The following is a 17,065-nucleotide window of genomic DNA, read 5'->3' as shown; positions in this document are numbered from 1 at the left end:
ACGTGTGCCGCGTGGAGAGCTGTTCGACCCGCTGTTCGGAGCCGCCGAACTCGGTGCTGTCCTGTCCGACCGCGCCTGGATCGCCGCCCTGATCGAAGTGGAATGCGCACTCGCCCGCGCCCAGGCGGTGGCCGGCGTACTCGATGAGGGGTACGCCGAAGCCATCGCCGTCACCGGTCCGGAGCTGACCGCCACACTCGATCCGGCGGAACTCGGCGCGGCTGCGGTGGCCGGCGGCAACCCGGTGATCCCGCTGGTACGCAGGCTGCGCGAGGCCTGCGCACCGGCCGGGGTCCCCGGGTCCGCCGTCCACAAGGGCGCGACAAGTCAGGACATTCTCGACAACGCTCTGCTACTGCTCGCACAACGCGCCGGGGCGATGATCGTCGACGAACTCCGCACCGCCGCCGACGCCGCGGCGGGCCTGGCCCGCACCCACCGCGACACCCCCATGGCCGCCCGGACCCTCGGCCAGCAGGCCCTGCCCACCACCTTCGGTGTGCTCGCCGCCGGCTGGTGCAAATCCCTGGACCGGGCCGCCGGGTCGGTTACCGCCGCACTGGCCGATCTGCCGGTCCAATTCGGCGGTGCCGCAGGCACACTCGCGGCGCTGTACCCACACGGCCCGGCCGTGGCCGACGCGCTGGCCGCGGAACTCGGGCTGGCGCCCCAGGGCATCCCGTGGCATACCGATCGCACGCCGATCGCCGAACTCACCACCGCACTGGGCGTGGCCGCGGGCGCGGTCGCCAAAATCGCCACGGATATCGTGGCGCTCGCCGCCACCGAAATCGGTGAGGTCAGTGAGGACTCCCCCGGCGGCTCCTCCGCGATGCCGCACAAACGCAACCCGGTCGCCGCCATCACCGCCCGCGCGGCCGCCCGCCGGGTCCCCGGCCTGGTCGCCGGCTCCCTCGGGTCGATGGACCACGAGTTCCAGCGTGCCGCCGGCGCCTGGCATGCCGAATGGGAGACCGTCACCGACCTGCTGCGGCTCAGCGGCGGCGCCGCGCACCGGCTGGCGCAGAGCCTGACAGGCCTGCACGTCCACCCGGAGGCGATGGCCCGCAATCTCGCGGTTACCGGCGGACTGCTGCTCGCCGAGCGGGTCACCGCGGCGCTGTCCGAACACACCGATCGCGCCCGCGATATCGTCACCGCCGCCGCGACCTCCGAGCCGCCCACCCTGGACACCGACCCCACCATCGTCGAATACCTTGGGGCGCACAGGGTTCGTGAACTCCTGGATCCGGCCGGATACCTGGGCCATGCGGCCGATCTGGTGACGCGGGTACTCACCGAACGCGACGGCACGCGCCCGGAACCCCGGTGACAGCAGTGCTCTCCGAACACGAGACTCCCCGGCGAAACCCGCGCCGACCTGGACCTGCCGCACAAGAGGAGCGGCTTCGCATGTTCGCGGCGGTCCGTGCACAGAACCCGACGAGTTATCCGGAACCGTTCGCACCTGCGGCGTCGAGCACCTGCACCGCACCGGACAGGGTCCGAGCCGAGCTGCGCCCCGCAGGGCGGCCCACCCCACACGGTCCGATCAGACGAACCAGGTACAGCACGCCCGTTGAGCCCGCTCCACACTCGGGAAACCGCGCCGCCCACCGGTGCCGAGGACATCTCACGACTACGACTACATACCCGGGTGCTCGCCGACGCGGTCGCCGCGACCCGCCGCACGGCCGGACATATTCCAACCGGCTGCTACACCGGCTCCACGTCCTCGGCAATCCCCGGCTACCACCGGCGTATCAGCAATGCGGCCGGGACAAGGCCGGTTGCACACTCGCGGAGACCGGTCCCCGACCTAACACTGGGGCCCGGATCGGGCCCGGTAGCCGGAAACTCGCGCCGCGTCCGAGAACTCGTGCCGCGGCACAATCGTCGCAACCCGAACGGAGCAAGTGAAATGGGCACAATGGCAGCGGATTCGGTGGCCATCGAGCTCTCCTACCGAGCAGCCGGACCCGAGTCCGCGGCCTCCACCGTCGTACTTCTCGGCTCGCTCGGCTCGAATCGCTCGATGTGGGACCCGCAGGTCGCGGGACTGTCGGCCGATCACGAAGTGCTCGCCGTCGACCTGCGCGGTCACGGCGAATCCCCCACCGGCACCGGCGACTACACCGTCGCGGGACTGGCCGCCGATGTCCTGGCGTTGCTGGACCGCCTCGGCCGCGACCGAGTCCATCTGGTCGGGCTCTCCTTGGGCGGTGCAGTCGCCCAGTGGATCGCGGCGTATCGCCCAGCCCGGGTCGAGACTTTGACGCTGATGTGCACCGCCGCGAAGTTCGGCACCCCACAGAGCTGGCTCGACCGAGCCGCCGCGGTCCGCGCCGACGGTACGGCGTCCATCGCCGAAGCCGTGGTGGGCCGGTGGTTCACCGCCGGGCTCGCCGACCGCGACCCCGATCTGATCGCCCGCAGCCGCACCATGGTCGAAACGACTACCGACGCGGGCTACGCCGCCTGCTGTATCGCGCTCGCGCAGTTCGACGGCCGGGCCGACCTCGCCCGGATCACCGCCCCCACCCTGGTGATCGCGGGCGCCCAGGACCCGGCCACCACACCCGGCGATATGCGCGCACTCGCCGACGGGATCGCGAATTCGACCCTGCACGTGCTGGATCCGGCCGCGCATCTGGCCAGTGTCGAACAGGCCGGACCGGTGACCTCGCTCATCACCGCCCATATCGGTGGCCTCCGCGAACGCAACCACAACTTCGATCAGGGTACGCGGGTGCGCCGGGCGATACTGGGCGACGCCCACGTGGACCGGGCCGTCGCCGGCACCACCGAATTCACCGCGCCGTTCCAGGATTTCATCACCCGCACCGCCTGGGGTGATATCTGGAGCAGGCCCGGCCTCGATCACCACACGCGGCGTCTACTCACCCTCGCGATCCTGACCGCTGTCGGGAACTCCCACGAACTGGATATGCATATCCGCGCCGCGCTGCGGGCCGGGATCGACCCGGACGAACTCGCCGAGGTCTTCCTGCACACCGCGGTCTATGCCGGGGTGCCGAACAGTAACCTCGCCTTCGGACTCGGTAAGGCGGCGCTCGCCGAGGGCATCGGGCCCGATCCGATCGAGTCCTCCAGCGCAGAGGAAGCAGATCGACCATGACCGAACCCTCCCCGGATTACGTGCAATCGCTGGGCCGCGGCCTGGCCGTGATCCGTTCCTTCGACGCCGGCCACCCCCGGCGCACCCTGAGCGAGGTCGCCAAGGCCACCGATCTGACCCGCGCGACGGCCCGCCGGTTCCTGCTGACCCTGGTGGAACTCGGCTATGTGCGCACCGACGGCTCCCAGTTCTGGCTCACCCCGCGCGTGCTCGAACTCGGCTACAGCTATCTGTCCAGCCTGAGCCTGCCCGAGGTCGCGGGCCCGCATCTGGAATCGCTGGCAAATCAGGTGCACGAATCGACCTCGGTATCCATCCTCGACGGCGAGGACATCGTCTATGTCGCCCGCGTACCGGTGAGCCGGATCATGACCGTATCGATCACCATCGGCACCCGCTTCCCCGCCTTCAGCACCTCCATGGGCCGGGTTCTGCTGGCCGGGCTGCCGGAGCAGGCGTTCGAGGAATACCTGGCGAAGGTCACCTTCACCCCGCTCACCGACCGCACCGTCCTCAGCGCCGACCAGCTCCGCGAGCAAGTACGCAATACCCGGGAGGCCGGTTACTGCCTGGTCGACCAGGAGCTCGAGCAGGGGTTGCGTTCGATGGCCGCCCCGATCCGCGACCACACCGGTACGGTCTGCGCCGCCGTGAACATCTCGACCCACGCCGCCCGCTACACCGCCGACAGCGTGCGCACCGACCTGCTGCCACCGCTGCTGGCCACGGCCTCGGCCATCAGCGCCGACCTGGCCCGCGTCCAGAGCCACGCCTGACATCACGAAGGAATCCCATGATCGACGCTGTCATCTGCGAACCGCTGCGCACCCCGGTCGGCCGGTTCGGCGGAGTGTTCAAAGACCTCGCGCCGGAAACCCTGGCCGCGACCCTGATCACGGAATTGGTCGCCCGCACCGGTCTGCCCGCCGACCAGATCGACGACGTCATCCTGGGCCAGGCCTCCCCCAACGGTGAGGCTCCGGCGATCGGCCGGGTCGCCGCCCTCGATGCCGGTCTCGGCGTCGACGTCCCCGGATTGCAGGTGGACCGCCGCTGCGGTTCCGGACTACAGGCCGTTCTCCAAGCGTGCATGCAGGTATCCACCGGCGGCAGCGATCTGATCCTGGCCGGCGGCACCGAATCCATGAGTCAGGCCGAGTTCTACGCCACCGGTATGCGCTGGGGCGTGAAAGGCGAGGGCATCTCCCTCGACGATCGACTGGCCCGTGCCCGCGTCACCGCCGGTGGCAAGAATTTCCCGGTCCCCGGCGGCATGATCGAAACCGCCGAGAACCTGCGCGCCGAATTCTCGATCAGCCGCGCCGACCAGGACGCCCTTGCGGTGCAGTCGCATCAGCGCGCGGTCGCCGCCCAGCAGTCCGGCCGCTTCGCCGAGGAAATCGTCGGAGTTTCGGTGCCGCAACGTAAATCGGATCCTCTGCTCGTCGACACCGACGAACATCCCCGCGCCGACAGCACCGTCGAAACCCTCGCGAAACTGCGCCCGATCCGCGGCAAAGTCGATCCGGACGCCACGGTCACCGCCGGTAACGCCAGCGGCCAGAACGACGGCGCCGCCCTCTGCATCGTCACCACCCCCGAAAAGGCCCGTGCCCTCGGCCTGCACCCCCTGGCCCGCCTCGCCTCCTGGGCAGTAGCCGGGGTCCCGCCCCGCACCATGGGCATCGGCCCGGTCCCTGCCACCGAAAAAGCCCTCGGCCGTCTGGGTTCGACACTCGATGATATGTCCGTCATCGAACTCAACGAAGCCTTCGCCGCCCAGACCCTGGCCGTCCTGCGCACCTGGAAACTCGACCCCGGCGACGACCGCCTCAACCCCAACGGTTCCGGTATCTCCCTCGGCCACCCCGTCGGCGCCACCGGCGCCCGCATCCTCGCCACCCTCCTCCGCGAACTCGACCGCCGTGAGGGCCGCTACGCCCTGGAAACCATGTGCATCGGCGGCGGCCAAGGCCTGGCAGCCGTCTTCGAACGCGTGACCTGAACCGCACGCCCAATCCCGCGTCAGGTGGGCGCCCAGTGCCCGCAACCGATCCGCTACGGCGCGGCGGGTCTCGGGCATCACCACCGAATCCGACTGGCGCTGAGAGCCCGTACCGTGTTGAGTCGCGGGCTTTTCCGGTTAACCTGCACAAGTGAGGGACCCCGCCGACCGCCCATTACTGTTTCTCGACGTCGACGGGCCACTGATCCCGTTCGGCGCGCCGGCCGGGTATCCGGAACAACTGACTTCCGGGTCGGAAGGAACGAACCCACTGCTGGCCCGGCTCGACCCCGCACTGGGCCCGCTACTCTCGCTCCTTCCCTGCGAGCTGATCTGGGCAACGACCTGGATGCAGGAGGCCAACCGAACGATCGGCCCGGCCCTCGGTCTGCCTCCGTTGGTAGTACTGGATCGACCGGATCCGGCCGTCGATCCCATCGACACTTGGTTCGGCCTGCACTGGAAGACCCGCGCTCTGGTGGATCGTGCTGCGGGCAAGCCGTTCATCTGGGTCGATGACGAGATCGGCGCCGGCGACCGGGAATGGGTGGGGGCGAACCACACCGGCCGCGCACTCCTCCACCGGGTGGACGCACGAACCGGGTTGAACCCGAACGATTTCGCCGTATTCGCCGACTGGTTGGAAACCCTGTCGGCGGACAATTCCGGGAAACAGTGATCGAGGGCGACACCGGGTCCCGACACCCACTCCGGCATCCACCAAACCGGAGGTCGAGCTGCACAGGCAGCATGCGGTTCAACGGCATGTCCGGTCAGATCGTCCATACGAGCAGTACCCCTGCGACCGCGAGAATCGGTAGCCCGCGGATCAATTGGCGGATCAGGTCGACTGGTAGCGGTCCGGTAGTTGTGATCAGCAGCAGGCCCTCGTAGGAGAGTGCCGAACGGGTTCGGATGCGGTATGCCGCCAGGGCCGCCGCGGCCGTGCTTATAGCCGCCGCGACCGGGCCGGTGGCCAGGACGGTCAGAGCAGCGGTGAGACCGAGCGCGGCGGCGGGGACGATGAGCATCGGCCGGCGGAGCACGCGGTCACCGGCACCGAGAAGCACGCGCAGCGCCGGGTCGCCGCAGATATCGCGCAGGCCCGCGCTGAACAGCATTGCTATCCAGAACGAGCCGCCGAGTGCGGTCAACGCGACGAGCAGTGGGGTGCCGACGGCGGTCGCGAACCATACGGCCGCCACCACTGCCACGGTGACCGGGTAGGCCGAGGGCCGGCGACGGTGTCGCAGCAGATCGGCCCGCAGCAGCGCGGCGGTACGCCCGGCCGGCAGCCGCCGGGAGACCGACCGGCCGACCCGCCGCCACGCCCGTTCCTCCAGAATCCCGGCGAGCACCGACGGGTCCAAGCTGGTCAGCGAGGCCTGCGCCCCGGAGGTGAGATCGCTTCCGGACGCGAGATCCGCGCGGCTGAGATACCGGCAACTCGCCGCCGCCCATACCGCGAGAGCCGCCACCGGTGCCGCCGCGGCGAACACCACCGGCCAGGTGGTGAGCACCGGAACCGCCCACTGAACCATCGCCGCCGCGGTCAACCCGAGGCCGGCCAGGGCGAAGCTCCATCGAAGCAGCGGAAGTACCGGCCCGGGAAGCCTGCGTGACTGGACGAGTACCGCGACCGCGACGACAACCACCCCGGTCAGCGATCCCAGTACCGTCAGTGGCCCCCACAGGTTCGCCCCTGCGATATAGGCGGTGAGTCGGCCGGCGGCAGTCCCGGCAGCCGCGCCGACGGCGAGGGCCGCACCGACCCGGGCGCGTAGCAGTGCACGGCGATCCACCGGCGTGGACAGCAGCCAGAGCGCATCCGCGGCGTTCGCGCCGACCGGCCCGAACGCCCGCGCGAGCAACAGTCCACCGGTGACGGCCAGCGCGAACAGCGCCCACGCGGCAGTGGCGGCCCACCCCGGTCCCACGGCGAACAAGGCCGAACCCACGGCGGCGGGCCGGGTCGCCGCCCACCAGATGACGCCGGCGATGACATAGCCGCCCAGGATCAGCTGCACCACGGTCCCCGTCCGGTTCTCCCGCACGGTGTGAGTCCGCGCGAATCCGCGCCGCACCGACAGTATTTCGCGGGCGCCCGGAACGACCGGCGCGGTTTCTGTCAGCGCCACAGGTCACCGTCCACGACATCGTCGGCGACCGCGGCCACCAGGTCCGGGTCGTGCGAGACCAGCAGGATCGCCGTATCCGCTTGCTTCTCCGCGTCGAGGGCGCGGGCCAGCCAGGCGCGACCGTCCCGGTCCAGATGCTGCTCGGGTTCGTCGAGTACCAGCAACCGTCGTGGCCGCACGAACGCCGAGGCAAGCGCCAGCCTGCGGCGCTGACCGCTGGACAGGGTGACGGGCAATTGGTCGGCCGCGTCGGTCAATCCCACATCTACCAGCGCCCGGCTCGCCACCTGTTGGGGCTCGGCGGTGCCGTGCGCGATCGCGACGAGTTGCAGATGTTCGTGCACCGTGAGGTGGGCGAAGGCGGCATCCTCTCCGCTCACTGCGGCCACGGTGCTCCGGAAATGCGGATGCGCTTCGTCGACATCGCGGCCGTCGACGGTGATCCGTCCGGCATCGAGCCGGTCCCGGCCGAGGATGCAGCGCAAAAGAGTCGATTTGCCGGCACCGTTGGCGCCGACGATCGCGCAGCAGCGGCCGGCGGCGACGGCGAAGCCGACATCGCGGAAGACGGTCAGGTCACCGAAGCGGCGTTCGGCCGCCCGGACTTGCAGAATGGGTTCGGACACAGGGGTACTCCCGTTTTTCCTCGTGAGAAATGATCAGGCGAGGAAGCGGGGACCGCTCAGAGAATGGCAGCCGGCACGGTCCCCGCAGGGGAACCGGGAGCTCTGGGCCGCGGCCGGCCGGCCGCATCGGGATGGCTGTGCCGGCGGAACGCGCCACGCAGCCGCTGTTCTTCGACGGTCGGCCCGCGCACGGTCCGGCACTGGCCGAACAGCAGATCCTCCGCCCGGCACACCACGAGGTAGGCCGCGGCGATGGTGACGACAACGACCAAACCGGCCAGCAACAGGCTGCGGGTATCGGGCGCAGTGAGCACCGATCCGAACGCGGCGCCCCAGACCAGCAGAAACGCCACCACCGAATTGACGAGGTAGCGGCTGCTGAACATACCGCCAGACTAATCGATCCGATCCGAAGTTCGCGCCGCACGGGCCCGAATACCACGCTGACCAGCCTTTTTCTGCTAGCTTTGGGCGCACCTGACCGAAGAGGAGAGATCCATGGTGCGGTCCAGCTTCTTCCGTATCGGCATCGGCGCCGCCGTCGCCGCCTTCGTGCTGGCTGTTCTCGCCGCGATCTTCCCGGCCGCGGCCGCCGCCCAGGACGCCCACCCGGCGGTCACCCTCTCCGCGACGGTCTCGGGCACCACCATCGATTACACCGTCGCCGGCGTCCCGAACCGGCGCGACACCTTCCCCGTCATCCCCGGAGAATGCACGACCGTCCTGGTGAACACCGCCGTTGCCGCGCCCATCCTCGCCCCCGCCGCCGTCGATACCCTCAGCGGCCGCGAACCCGACGCCTTCGCCCTGTTGCAGCGCCTGATCGCCGAGGGCGCCGTCACTGCCGGACCGCGTGTCCAGTTCGCCGCCGCGGGACAGGTCACCGGATCGTTCACCGATATCCCGCGCGGGGTCTACCTGGTGGCCACGGTCTGCAATCTGAGCCCGATCAGCGGCGAGTTCCGGCCGGAACTGCTCGATATCGCGCCCGTGGTCGTCACCGATCTGCGCGCCGGCTCCGCGGCACCGGCGCAGTAACCCGGGTTCGGAGCGCGAAACACATTCGCACCACGGCTCTTTTCCCGAATGGTCTGCGGAAATTCGGCTGACCCGGCTGCCGCACCGACGCTCAGGCCACGAGGCTGCCGACGGCACCGCGAGCGCAGCCGGTACCCGGGATCAATCACCGATCGCGAGGCCCGAGCGGGTCGGTGCAGGTTCGATCCGACCGTGGTGATTCATATATCGATCTCGGGGCCTTCTAGTGCGAAAGATCGATATATCGATCATCTCGGCTTTAATTCTGCCGCCCGGCGCCGAACAAGTGTCGAACAAGCTCGAAACCCTCTGGCTGCGGCGCCAGTGGACTGTGTCATAACGCAGAGACTCTTCGAGATCCGACGAGGCCGCCCGTAGGCGCGGACCACATCCGTCGTCGGCGAACGGCTCAGAGCACGCCGTGCAAGGGTGGCGGTGTTCCATGGAGCAGGGTGCGGCCGATGTGCTGGTATTTCCAGCGCACCGGGTCGTGCAGAGTATGGGTGCGGGCGTTGCGCCAGAAATGGCTCAGGTTGAGTTCTGCTGCTGCACTGCGTGTTCCGCTCACCTCGAACAGGGCGGCGGACACCTCGTTGGCGGCGCGGTCGGCGAGGATCTTCGCGGTGGCGACGGCGATCGAGGCGGCCGCGACCCGGTCCGGCGCGTCGATCGCCGCGTCCACCGCGAGACCGGCGGTGCGCAGTACGGATTCGGCGGCGACGACGGTGACGGCGAGTTCCCCGAACCGCTGGATCAGCAGCGGGTCGTCGACTGCCCGTTCCACCTGTGCTTCGAACCAGGGGCGGCTCTTGTCCCGGACGAATTCGGTGGCGGCAGTGAGCGCACCCCGGGCGATGCCGGTGTCGATGGCGGCGTGCAGGAGTTGTGCGGAGGCGCCGTAGGCGGTGGGGGCGTCTACGGCCGCGCTGCGGGGCACGAGTTGGTCGCGTTCCACCGCGACACCTTCGAAAAGCACTGTCCCGCTGCCGGTTGTCCGCTGCCCCAACCCGTTCCAGTCGTCGACTATTCGCACGCCCGGTGAATCGGCCGGCAGGAAGGCCACGTACTGGCCGGGCGGTAGACCGGTCCGGCCGTCGGGGTCGTCGAGCCTGGTGAGCACGGCCAGGATATCCGCGAACAGCGATCCGGTGCAGTAGTACTTGGTGCCGTCGATCCGGAACCGCTGCCCGGCCTCGATCGGCGTCACCGTGGTCGCGATCTCCGCCACCGTGGCCCCGCCGCGTTCGGATTGCGCGTTCGCGATACGGGCCCCGTTCAGGACTGCCGTCAGATACCGGCGCTGCTGCTCTCCGGTCCCGGCCAGTTTCAGCAGATTCACGTAGACGAAATGGCTGTGCGGGATCTGCGCGATATTCGGGTCGGCGGTCGCGAGCAATCGCATGTGTTCGGCGACCTCGCTCGGCGGCAGGTCCGCACCACCGAGCGCGGCCGGGACCGTCACCGCCGGCAGTCCGCTCGCGGCCAGCTTGTCCACCTCGGCGAAGGGCAGCTCACGGGTTGCGTCACGCTGCGCCGCACCGGCCGCGAATTCGGCGGCCAACTGCCTGGCGACCGCACGGCCCTGTTCCGCGGTGGCTATCCGCGCGGCCCCGACGGTGGTCATCGGCTCACCGCGGCAGCGGGGCGCCGCGCGGCCTCCAGTTCCCGCACCAGCGGCAGAACCTTCGCCCCGAAGTATTCGATTTCCTCCTGGAAGTGCAGGAACCCGCCGAGAATGAGGTCGACGCCCAGGTCGCGGTAGGCGACGATTCGTTCGGCGATCTGTTCCGGGGTGCCGATCAGCCGGGTGCGGAACCCGTCGTTGTATTGGACCAGATCCTCGAATGTCGAATCGGCCCACATCCCCTTCTTGTCCCGTGTCGACGCGCCCGCCTGCTGGACGGCGTCGCGGAAACCTTCGACGGCGGGTTTGTTCGCCTTCGCGATGATCTCGCGCAAGGTATCTTTCGCCTCTTTCTCGGTATCGCGGGCGATGATGAAACCGTTCAGCCCGAACTTCACTTCCCGATCGTGGTCGCGGGCAACGGCGCGCAGATCGTCGAGCTGTTCGGTGACCCCGTCGAAATCCTTGCCGTTGGAGAAATACCAGTCGGCGAAGCGACCACCGTTGCGACGGGCCGCGGCGGAGTTACCACCTTGGAACAGTTCCGGATTCGGCCGTTCGGGGGTGTTCAATGGTTTCGGTTTCAGGGTGAAATCGCGAATGCGGTAGAAATCGCCGCCGTAGTTCACATCGTCCTCGGTCCAGATCTTGCGGATCACTTCGAGGAATTCCGCACTGCGCCGGTACCGCTCGTCGTGTTCGAGCCACGGCTCGCCCAGGGCGGTGAACTCCCCCGCGAACCAGCCCGACACCACATTGATCGCGAACCGGCCGCCGGACAGGTGGTCGGCGGTGGCACCGAATTTGGCGAGTACCGCCGGATGCCACAACCCGGGGTGCACGGCCGCGATCACCTTCAGCCGTTCGGTGGCACCCAGCAGCGCCAGACTGAACGACGTGGATTCGTGCTGGTACTCGGCACCGTAAGAAGCGGTGTAGCGAACCTGGGACAGCGCGTATTCGAACCCGTTGCGTTCGGCGGTCTGCGCGAGTTTCTTGTTGTATTCGAAATCCCAGCCGGTGCGCTGTTCGATATCACTGGTCACCAGTCCGCCACTGACATTGGGCACCCAGTAGGCGAACCGGATCTGATCGGTGGTCTTCTCGGTGGACATCGCTGCTCCCGCTGGTGGGCTGGTCTGGACGCCGGGGTGTAGTGCCCCGGCGCGTCCCCAGTTCACCAGCGCGGTGCGGGGGTTACGAGGGTTTGAATCTGCCGGATCACATCCCGCGCAGACCCGCGTTGCGCCTCGGTCGCTTCCCGATCCAGTACGGCCCGCGTGACACCACAACTCTTTGCTACCCGCGACCCCTTGCACCCCTCCTGACAGGCGGCTGCAGTCCCCCGGCCTACCGCGGCCTCGGAGCCGCCTCAGCCACTCCGCGTCGCCCCGCACCTGTCCCATTCACGCGACCTCGGGGAGCTCATCCTGTCCCACAGTCGTGCCCGGCGCGGCCCACACGCGGCACGGCCGGTCGCACCCAGCTCCCGTCCGGCTGGATCCCTCATTTGCGACCGGCCGCGACCGCGCGCCACACCAGGGCTCCGAGCGGCCCCGGTGCCTCCGGGCAGCGGCGGCGAACGGCTGCCCGGAGGACGGTCCGTCACCCACCGGCGGACATCCACACCGGTGCCTCCGAACAGTGGTCCACGCGGCGATCCGCGGTCAGGCGGTAGTCGCGGCCGTGCTGTACTGCGATCGGCTGAACCGTCCCGCGGGCCGGAACCGGCCCAGCACGGTCGCCGCATCCTCGCCGGTAACCGCGGCGATGAGTTCGTGGGCGTCCGCCACCGAGTTCACCGAGTGCGCCGCTTGTGGACGGTGCAGTGTGCTCACAAGCGCGGAGGCGAAGCGCGGATCGGCGGCGGCCGCAGCGAAGAACTGGTTGCCGATTTCGGCGAACTCCGGGTCGCTGAGGAACAGCCGGGTCACTTTCGCGGCGTCCTCGGCGCGGAACTCCAGGAATGCCTCGTACTGCGCGGTGATCCACGCGGTATCGAACGGCCCCTCATGCGCTGCGGCCGCGGTGACCAGGCGTTGTGCCTGGATGAGGCCGCTCTGCGCGCCCTGGCCGGCGATCGGGTCGTAGGCGACGGCAGTATCTCCGAGCGCGGCGACCGGATGCCCGCCCGCGGTATGGCCGGCACCGCGCCGGAACACCGGCCGGACAGCGCCTTTCAGCCAGGAGTGCGGGTCCTCGGCGATCACCTCGGTGGCGAGTACCTCGGGCAGGTCCCAGTCGAGGTAGTCGCGGTAGAGGTCGGTGACGATGCGGTGCGCCGATTCCGCCGAGTCGGCGGCGGCGAACCGCTTCTCCCAGTCGCTACCCGGCCGCGCCCAGCCGAGGAACGCCCAGCTCGGCCCGGCGTCCTTGTGCAGGTATGGCCCCCACCAGCCTTCGCCCTGTTCGGCCACGATGGAGAAACCGCTGCGGCCGCCGCCCGCCGGGCTGCGGTGCGCGAACACCGATTCGTCGTACCCGAGCCCGGTGACGGTGACCGTCAGCAGGCTGCGCTGCGGGGCGTCGTAGACGGTGCGGGTTTCGTCGATCTCGAACAGGCCGGAAAGTCCACCGCGACCGGTCGCGACGAGGGTGAGGTCGTTATCGGCCGCGATGGGGTCGAGGCGCTCCGGTGTGACCGTGTCGACGACGAAGCGGCCACCTCGTTCGAGAAACGTGGTGAGTCGCTCATCGGCCTTCAACCGGGTGTCGACGGCGAGCCCGTGGAATCCGTCGAAGGCACCGTCGAAATCGATGAGTTCTTCGCCGCCGCCGGCGACCCGGACGGTCAGGCCGCTGTGCAACGGTGCGCGATCGAGGTAGGTGGGTAGTCCGAGCGCTTCCTCGGCGGCCTGGGCCTCACCGAAGATCAATGCGGTTCCGGTGGCGGGTACGGAGTCGCGGAGTGCGCGCTGATCGCGCTCGCTGTAGACGGTGACGACGAAACCGGCGTCGAGCAGGCCCAGCGCTGCGGTGATACCGGCCTGACCGGCACCGATCACGGCGGCTTTGCGGGTGGACGTATTCGAGGTAGTCATGGGCGCAATGGTCGCGAGCCGGGCGCCGCGGAGGCAGGGTTACGCTCAGCGCGAGTGAATGACAGAAACCGTTGATATGCAGACGTTTACGCGACACACGTACGCGCCGGGCACGGCAGTTCGGCGTCTGGGGCCGTCTATCATCGCCGACCATGACCTTCGACCTCGCCCCGCTGACAGGCGACCGCACGGAACGCTACCGGCAGCTCTCCGCGCAGGCCGCCGCACTGGTCGCCGGTGAATCCGACCGTATCGCCAACGCCGCCAATCTCAGCGCCCTGCTCTACCACTCGCTACCGGAGGTGAACTGGGCCGGTTTCTACTTCTACGACGGTCGCGAACTGGTGGTCGGGCCGTTCCAGGGCAAACCGGCATGCGTCCGAATCGCCCTGGGCAAGGGTGTCTGCGGCACCGCCGCGCAGACCCGCAGCACCCAACTGGTTCCCGATGTGCACGCATTCCCCGGCCATATCGCCTGCGACGGCGACACCCGCTCGGAGATCGTGATCCCCCTGGTGCACGCCGGAGAGCTGATCGGCGTCCTCGATCTGGACAGCCCGCAACCCGCACGCTTCGACGAAACCGACCGCCAGGGCCTGGAAGCTGTCGCCGAAATCTTCGTGCACTCGCTCACGGCCCGATGACCGGTGCCGAGCCTGCAGAGCCTCCGCCGGGTCGTTGCGAAGTGCGAATAGCGCGCAGTTGCCCTGGCGGCGAACTGGACCGTGACCGCCGGGCTCGGAGCCGATATCCGAGACCGCGTGGGTGAGCCCTGCCTGCCGGAGCGACCGTGATCGCCTGCCCGGTCAGGAGCCCAACTCCTCGTTCACCCGTCGCGAGACCACGTCGGGCAGCACCGTGGAGCCGGGCCCGCCGAGCCGGTACCGGGCGCCACGGTGCTCATCGGGTAACCGGTCGCCGCGACCGAACAACGCGTTGCGAAGGGTCCCCGGACCATATTCGCCCGGATATGCGCCGCGCTCGGTGAGCACCGGAATTACATGCTGTACAACATCTTCGAATGTTCCGGGGGTGATCGCGTAGGCGAGGTTGAAGCCGTCCACATCGGTTTCCGCCGCCCATTCCTGCAGCCGGTCGGCCACCGTCTCACCGGAGCCGACGAATACCGGGCCGATCCCGCCGATACCCGCCCAGCGGCCGATATCGCGGACCGTCCACTCGCGGCCGTCGTCATCGAATTCCTGGAACGCCGACACCGCCGAACGGATGGCGTTGCTCTGCACCTCGCCGATCGGATCGTCGAGGTCGTAGCGGGACAGGTCGATTCCCATCCAGCCCGACATGAACACCAGCCCGCCCTCCACGCTGGCGTAGGCCAGGTACTCCTCGTGTTTGGCACGGGCCTCGGCATCGGTGGCATCGGTGACGATGGTGGCGAGCGCGTAGACCCGGGCAGCGTCGCGGGCACGGCCGGCCGCCTCGAGTGCGTCACGGATACTCGCCACCGTCTGCGCCAGCACCCGTTTCGACGGTGCGGCGACGAAGATCGCCTCCGCGTTCTCGGCCGCGAAACGCACCCCGCGCGGCGAAGCACCTGCCTGGTAGATCACCGGTGTCCGCTGCGGCGAGGGCTCCGACAGGTGCACGCCGGGCACGGTGAAGTGTGTGCCCGTATGCCCGATGTGGTGCACCTTCGCCGGGTCCACATAGATATTGCGCACCGGGTCACGGACCACCGCGTCCTCTTCCCAGGACCCTTCCCACAGCTTGTAGAGGACCTCCAGGTACTCGTCGGCGTAGTCGTAGCGGGCGTCGTGGTCGAGCTGGTCGTCGGCGCCGAAATTACGTGCGGCGGAAGGCAGATATCCGGTGACGACGTTCCAGCCGACCCGCCCGCCGGTCAGGTGATCGAGTGTGGACAGCCGCCGCGCGAACGGATACGGGTGCTCGAACCCGGTCCCGGTGGTGACGCCGAATCCGAGATGACGGGTTACCGCTGCCATGGCCGATACCAGCAGCAGCGGGTCCGCCACCGGTATCTGCGCACCCTGCCGCAGTGCCGCCCGATCGTCACCGCCGTACACGTCGTAGGTGCCGAGTACATCGGCGATGAACAGGCCGTCGAACCGCCCACGCTCCAGCAAGGCCGCCAACTCGGTCCAGTAACCCAGCTCCTTGTATCGGTGCGATCGATCGTCGGGATGCCGCCACAGTCCGGGCGACTGATGCGCGACGCAGTTCATATCGAAGGCGTTGAACCGGATACGGCGGGTCATCGGGCCGTTCCTTCCGTGCGCTCGCCCGCGCTCCACGCGAAGGGGAGCCGGGTCCCGTTGAGCAGGTGGTCGCCGATGGCGCGGGCTTTCTGGATGGCCGGGTTGTGCACCGAAACGGTGCGGGCGTTGCGCCAGTGCCGGTCCAGGCGCAGCCCCTCCGAGACGATGGACGCGCCGCCCACTTCGAACAGCTGGGTGGTGGCGGCCAGCACGGTGTCTATCACGCCGAGCTGCGCGTGGGCCGCGGCCAGTTCGACCTCGATCAGCTCACTTTCCTCCCGCGCCCCGGCGGCGAGTACCGCGTCGAGGACATCGGCGACCGCCAGCACACTGGCACGGGCGCTGAACGCGGCGGCCGACAGCCGGCCGATCACCTGCTGCACCAGCGGATCGTGGCGGGGCAGATCCGCAGCGGAATGGGTGTAGCCGCGGCGGCGTCCGGCGACCCATTCGCGAGTGTCCTGTTCGGCGCGCTGCGCGATCCCGGCCAGCACCGCGAGCTGCACCAGCTGCAGGTAGGCGGTCGAATAGGTGGGTCCCGCGACGCCGTAGCCCGGACCCAGCACCCGATCGGCCGGGACCGCGACATCGGTGAACTCGGTGGTACCGCTGGCCGTGAGCCGCTGCCCGAATCCGTCCCAGTCGTCGTGCTGTCGCACGCCCTCGGCGTCGGCGTCGACGAGCACTCCCACCCGCTCCCCGGCTCTGTCGGCGGCCACCAGGATATGGTCGGCATACAGCGAACCGGTGCTATAGTACTTGGTGCCGTTGAGTAGCCAGCCCTTGCCCGCCGGCGTCAGCCGAGTGCGGTAGCGGTCCACCGCGCCGGTGCCGGGTTCGGTGATCGCATTCCCCACCAGCGCCCCCTGTGCCGCCGCCCGCAGCCAATGCTCGCGCCCGGCACCGGGCTCGGCCAGCAGCTGGTCCTCGACGAACGCGAAATGCACCCGCAATGCCTGCGGGAGGTTGGAATCGGCGGCCGCGAGTTCGATCAGCTGCCGGAACAATTGCCGGACACTCGCGCCGAACCCGCCGTATTCGACCGGTACCCGCAGGGCACCGAACCGCGCGGCGCGTAACCGGCGTACTTCGTCGTGGGCGAGCCTGCGGTCGGTCTCGCGCGCGACCGCGCCCGCCGCGATCTCGGCGTGAACCGGCGCGAACACGGCGTCCAGATCGGCATCGGAAGCGGCTTTCGCCGCGGTGGAGGTCATGGG

Annotated in this window: 15 protein-coding genes; 7 read left to right on the top strand and 8 right to left on the bottom strand. The window is 69.1% G+C overall.

The genetic code is table 11. The annotated features are described in order from the left end of the window. The first annotated feature begins 4 nt into the window (after positions 1–4). From ON22_RS06075 to ON22_RS06055, 5 genes are all read left to right on the top strand, one after another. A complete protein-coding gene (locus ON22_RS06075; RefSeq protein ID WP_033245977.1) occupies positions 5–1,333 on the top strand; it encodes a lyase family protein in 1,329 nt (442 codons plus the stop codon). Between the two features lie 612 nt (positions 1,334–1,945). Next, on the top strand, positions 1,946–3,139 hold the full coding sequence (gene pcaDC, locus ON22_RS06070; protein ID WP_033246067.1) for a bifunctional 3-oxoadipate enol-lactonase/4-carboxymuconolactone decarboxylase PcaDC: 1,194 nt from the start codon (positions 1,946–1,948) through the stop codon (positions 3,137–3,139). Continuing rightward, a complete protein-coding gene (locus tag ON22_RS06065; RefSeq protein WP_033245976.1) occupies positions 3,136–3,915 on the top strand; it encodes an IclR family transcriptional regulator in 780 nt (259 codons plus the stop codon). Before pcaDC ends, ON22_RS06065 begins: the two co-directional genes overlap by 4 nt. A gap of 17 nt (positions 3,916–3,932) precedes the next feature. Continuing rightward, positions 3,933–5,144, top strand: coding sequence for an acetyl-CoA C-acetyltransferase (locus ON22_RS06060; protein WP_033245975.1), 1,212 nt, complete (start codon positions 3,933–3,935; stop codon positions 5,142–5,144). Between the two features lie 151 nt (positions 5,145–5,295). Then, entirely contained in the window at positions 5,296–5,823 is a 528-nt protein-coding gene (locus tag ON22_RS06055) for an HAD domain-containing protein (protein WP_033245974.1), read from the top strand. Positions 5,824–5,917: 94 nt separating this feature from the next. Here the strand turns inward: ON22_RS06055 and ON22_RS06050 are convergent, their stop codons facing one another. Genes ON22_RS06050 through ON22_RS34420 form a run of 3 tightly spaced genes read right to left on the bottom strand, consistent with a single transcriptional unit; the run spans position 5,918 to position 8,294 of the window. Further along, the gene (locus tag ON22_RS06050) at positions 5,918–7,282 is read right to left on the bottom strand and encodes a DUF6297 family protein (protein ID WP_051157204.1); all 1,365 of its coding nucleotides are present in this window, start codon (positions 7,280–7,282) and stop codon (positions 5,918–5,920) included. Then, positions 7,273–7,908 carry an ABC transporter ATP-binding protein gene (locus ON22_RS06045; protein WP_033245973.1) on the bottom strand — a complete coding sequence of 212 codons (636 nt, stop codon included), beginning with the start codon at positions 7,906–7,908 and terminating at the stop codon, positions 7,273–7,275. The genes ON22_RS06050 and ON22_RS06045 overlap by 10 nt, the downstream gene beginning before the upstream one ends. Before the next feature lie 56 nt (positions 7,909–7,964). After that, entirely contained in the window at positions 7,965–8,294 is a 330-nt protein-coding gene (locus ON22_RS34420) for a DUF6412 domain-containing protein (protein ID WP_051157203.1), read from the bottom strand. 112 nt (positions 8,295–8,406) lie between these two features. Here ON22_RS34420 and ON22_RS06035 point away from each other — a divergent pair, with 112 nt between their 5' ends. Next, a complete protein-coding gene (locus tag ON22_RS06035) occupies positions 8,407–8,946 on the top strand; it encodes a hypothetical protein (RefSeq protein ID WP_033245972.1) in 540 nt (179 codons plus the stop codon). A gap of 409 nt (positions 8,947–9,355) precedes the next feature. Here the strand turns inward: ON22_RS06035 and ON22_RS06030 are convergent, their stop codons facing one another. From ON22_RS06030 to ON22_RS06020, 3 genes are all read right to left on the bottom strand, one after another. Beyond that, positions 9,356–10,570 (bottom strand): SfnB family sulfur acquisition oxidoreductase, encoded by a 1,215-nt coding sequence (locus ON22_RS06030; protein ID WP_033245971.1) that lies wholly within the window; start codon positions 10,568–10,570, stop codon positions 9,356–9,358. Continuing rightward, positions 10,567–11,685 (bottom strand): dimethylsulfone monooxygenase SfnG, encoded by a 1,119-nt coding sequence (sfnG, locus tag ON22_RS06025; RefSeq protein WP_033245970.1) that lies wholly within the window; start codon positions 11,683–11,685, stop codon positions 10,567–10,569. Before sfnG ends, ON22_RS06030 begins: the two co-directional genes overlap by 4 nt. A 552-nt stretch (positions 11,686–12,237) precedes the next feature. After that, positions 12,238–13,611 (bottom strand): styrene monooxygenase/indole monooxygenase family protein, encoded by a 1,374-nt coding sequence (locus ON22_RS06020; protein WP_033245969.1) that lies wholly within the window; start codon positions 13,609–13,611, stop codon positions 12,238–12,240. A 152-nt stretch (positions 13,612–13,763) separates the two neighbouring features. Between ON22_RS06020 and msrC the strand changes: the two genes are divergently transcribed. Further along, positions 13,764–14,255, top strand: a complete 492-nt coding sequence (gene msrC / locus ON22_RS06015; RefSeq protein ID WP_033245968.1) for a free L-methionine (R)-S-oxide reductase MsrC — start codon at positions 13,764–13,766, stop codon at positions 14,253–14,255. 162 nt (positions 14,256–14,417) lie between these two features. Here the strand turns inward: msrC and ON22_RS06010 are convergent, their stop codons facing one another. Then, entirely contained in the window at positions 14,418–15,848 is a 1,431-nt protein-coding gene (locus tag ON22_RS06010; RefSeq protein ID WP_033245967.1) for an LLM class flavin-dependent oxidoreductase, read from the bottom strand. Next, positions 15,845–17,062: an acyl-CoA dehydrogenase family protein gene (locus ON22_RS06005; protein ID WP_033246064.1), complete on the bottom strand. Its 1,218-nt coding sequence runs from the start codon at positions 17,060–17,062 to the stop codon at positions 15,845–15,847. Before ON22_RS06005 ends, ON22_RS06010 begins: the two co-directional genes overlap by 4 nt. Positions 17,063–17,065 lie beyond the last annotated feature (3 nt).

Source organism: Nocardia carnea NBRC 14403 (assembly GCF_000308515.1).
GTDB lineage: Bacteria > Actinomycetota > Actinomycetes > Mycobacteriales > Mycobacteriaceae > Nocardia > Nocardia carnea.
This window is presented reverse-complemented; position numbering and strand designations above follow the sequence as displayed.

Coding starts and splice junctions, on each gene's coding strand:
- ON22_RS06065 (WP_033245976.1), top strand. CDS start 3,136: ATGACCGAACCCTCCCCGGATTACGTGCAATCGCTGGGCCGCGGCCTG.
- ON22_RS06060 (WP_033245975.1), top strand. CDS start 3,933: ATGATCGACGCTGTCATCTGCGAACCGCTGCGCACCCCGGTCGGCCGG.
- ON22_RS34420 (WP_051157203.1), bottom strand. CDS start 8,294: ATGTTCAGCAGCCGCTACCTCGTCAATTCGGTGGTGGCGTTTCTGCTG.
- ON22_RS06035 (WP_033245972.1), top strand. CDS start 8,407: ATGGTGCGGTCCAGCTTCTTCCGTATCGGCATCGGCGCCGCCGTCGCC.
- ON22_RS06030 (WP_033245971.1), bottom strand. CDS start 10,570: ATGACCACCGTCGGGGCCGCGCGGATAGCCACCGCGGAACAGGGCCGT.
- sfnG (WP_033245970.1), bottom strand. CDS start 11,685: ATGTCCACCGAGAAGACCACCGATCAGATCCGGTTCGCCTACTGGGTG.
- ON22_RS06020 (WP_033245969.1), bottom strand. CDS start 13,611: ATGACTACCTCGAATACGTCCACCCGCAAAGCCGCCGTGATCGGTGCC.
- msrC (WP_033245968.1), top strand. CDS start 13,764: ATGACCTTCGACCTCGCCCCGCTGACAGGCGACCGCACGGAACGCTAC.
- ON22_RS06010 (WP_033245967.1), bottom strand. CDS start 15,848: ATGACCCGCCGTATCCGGTTCAACGCCTTCGATATGAACTGCGTCGCG.
- ON22_RS06005 (WP_033246064.1), bottom strand. CDS start 17,062: ATGACCTCCACCGCGGCGAAAGCCGCTTCCGATGCCGATCTGGACGCC.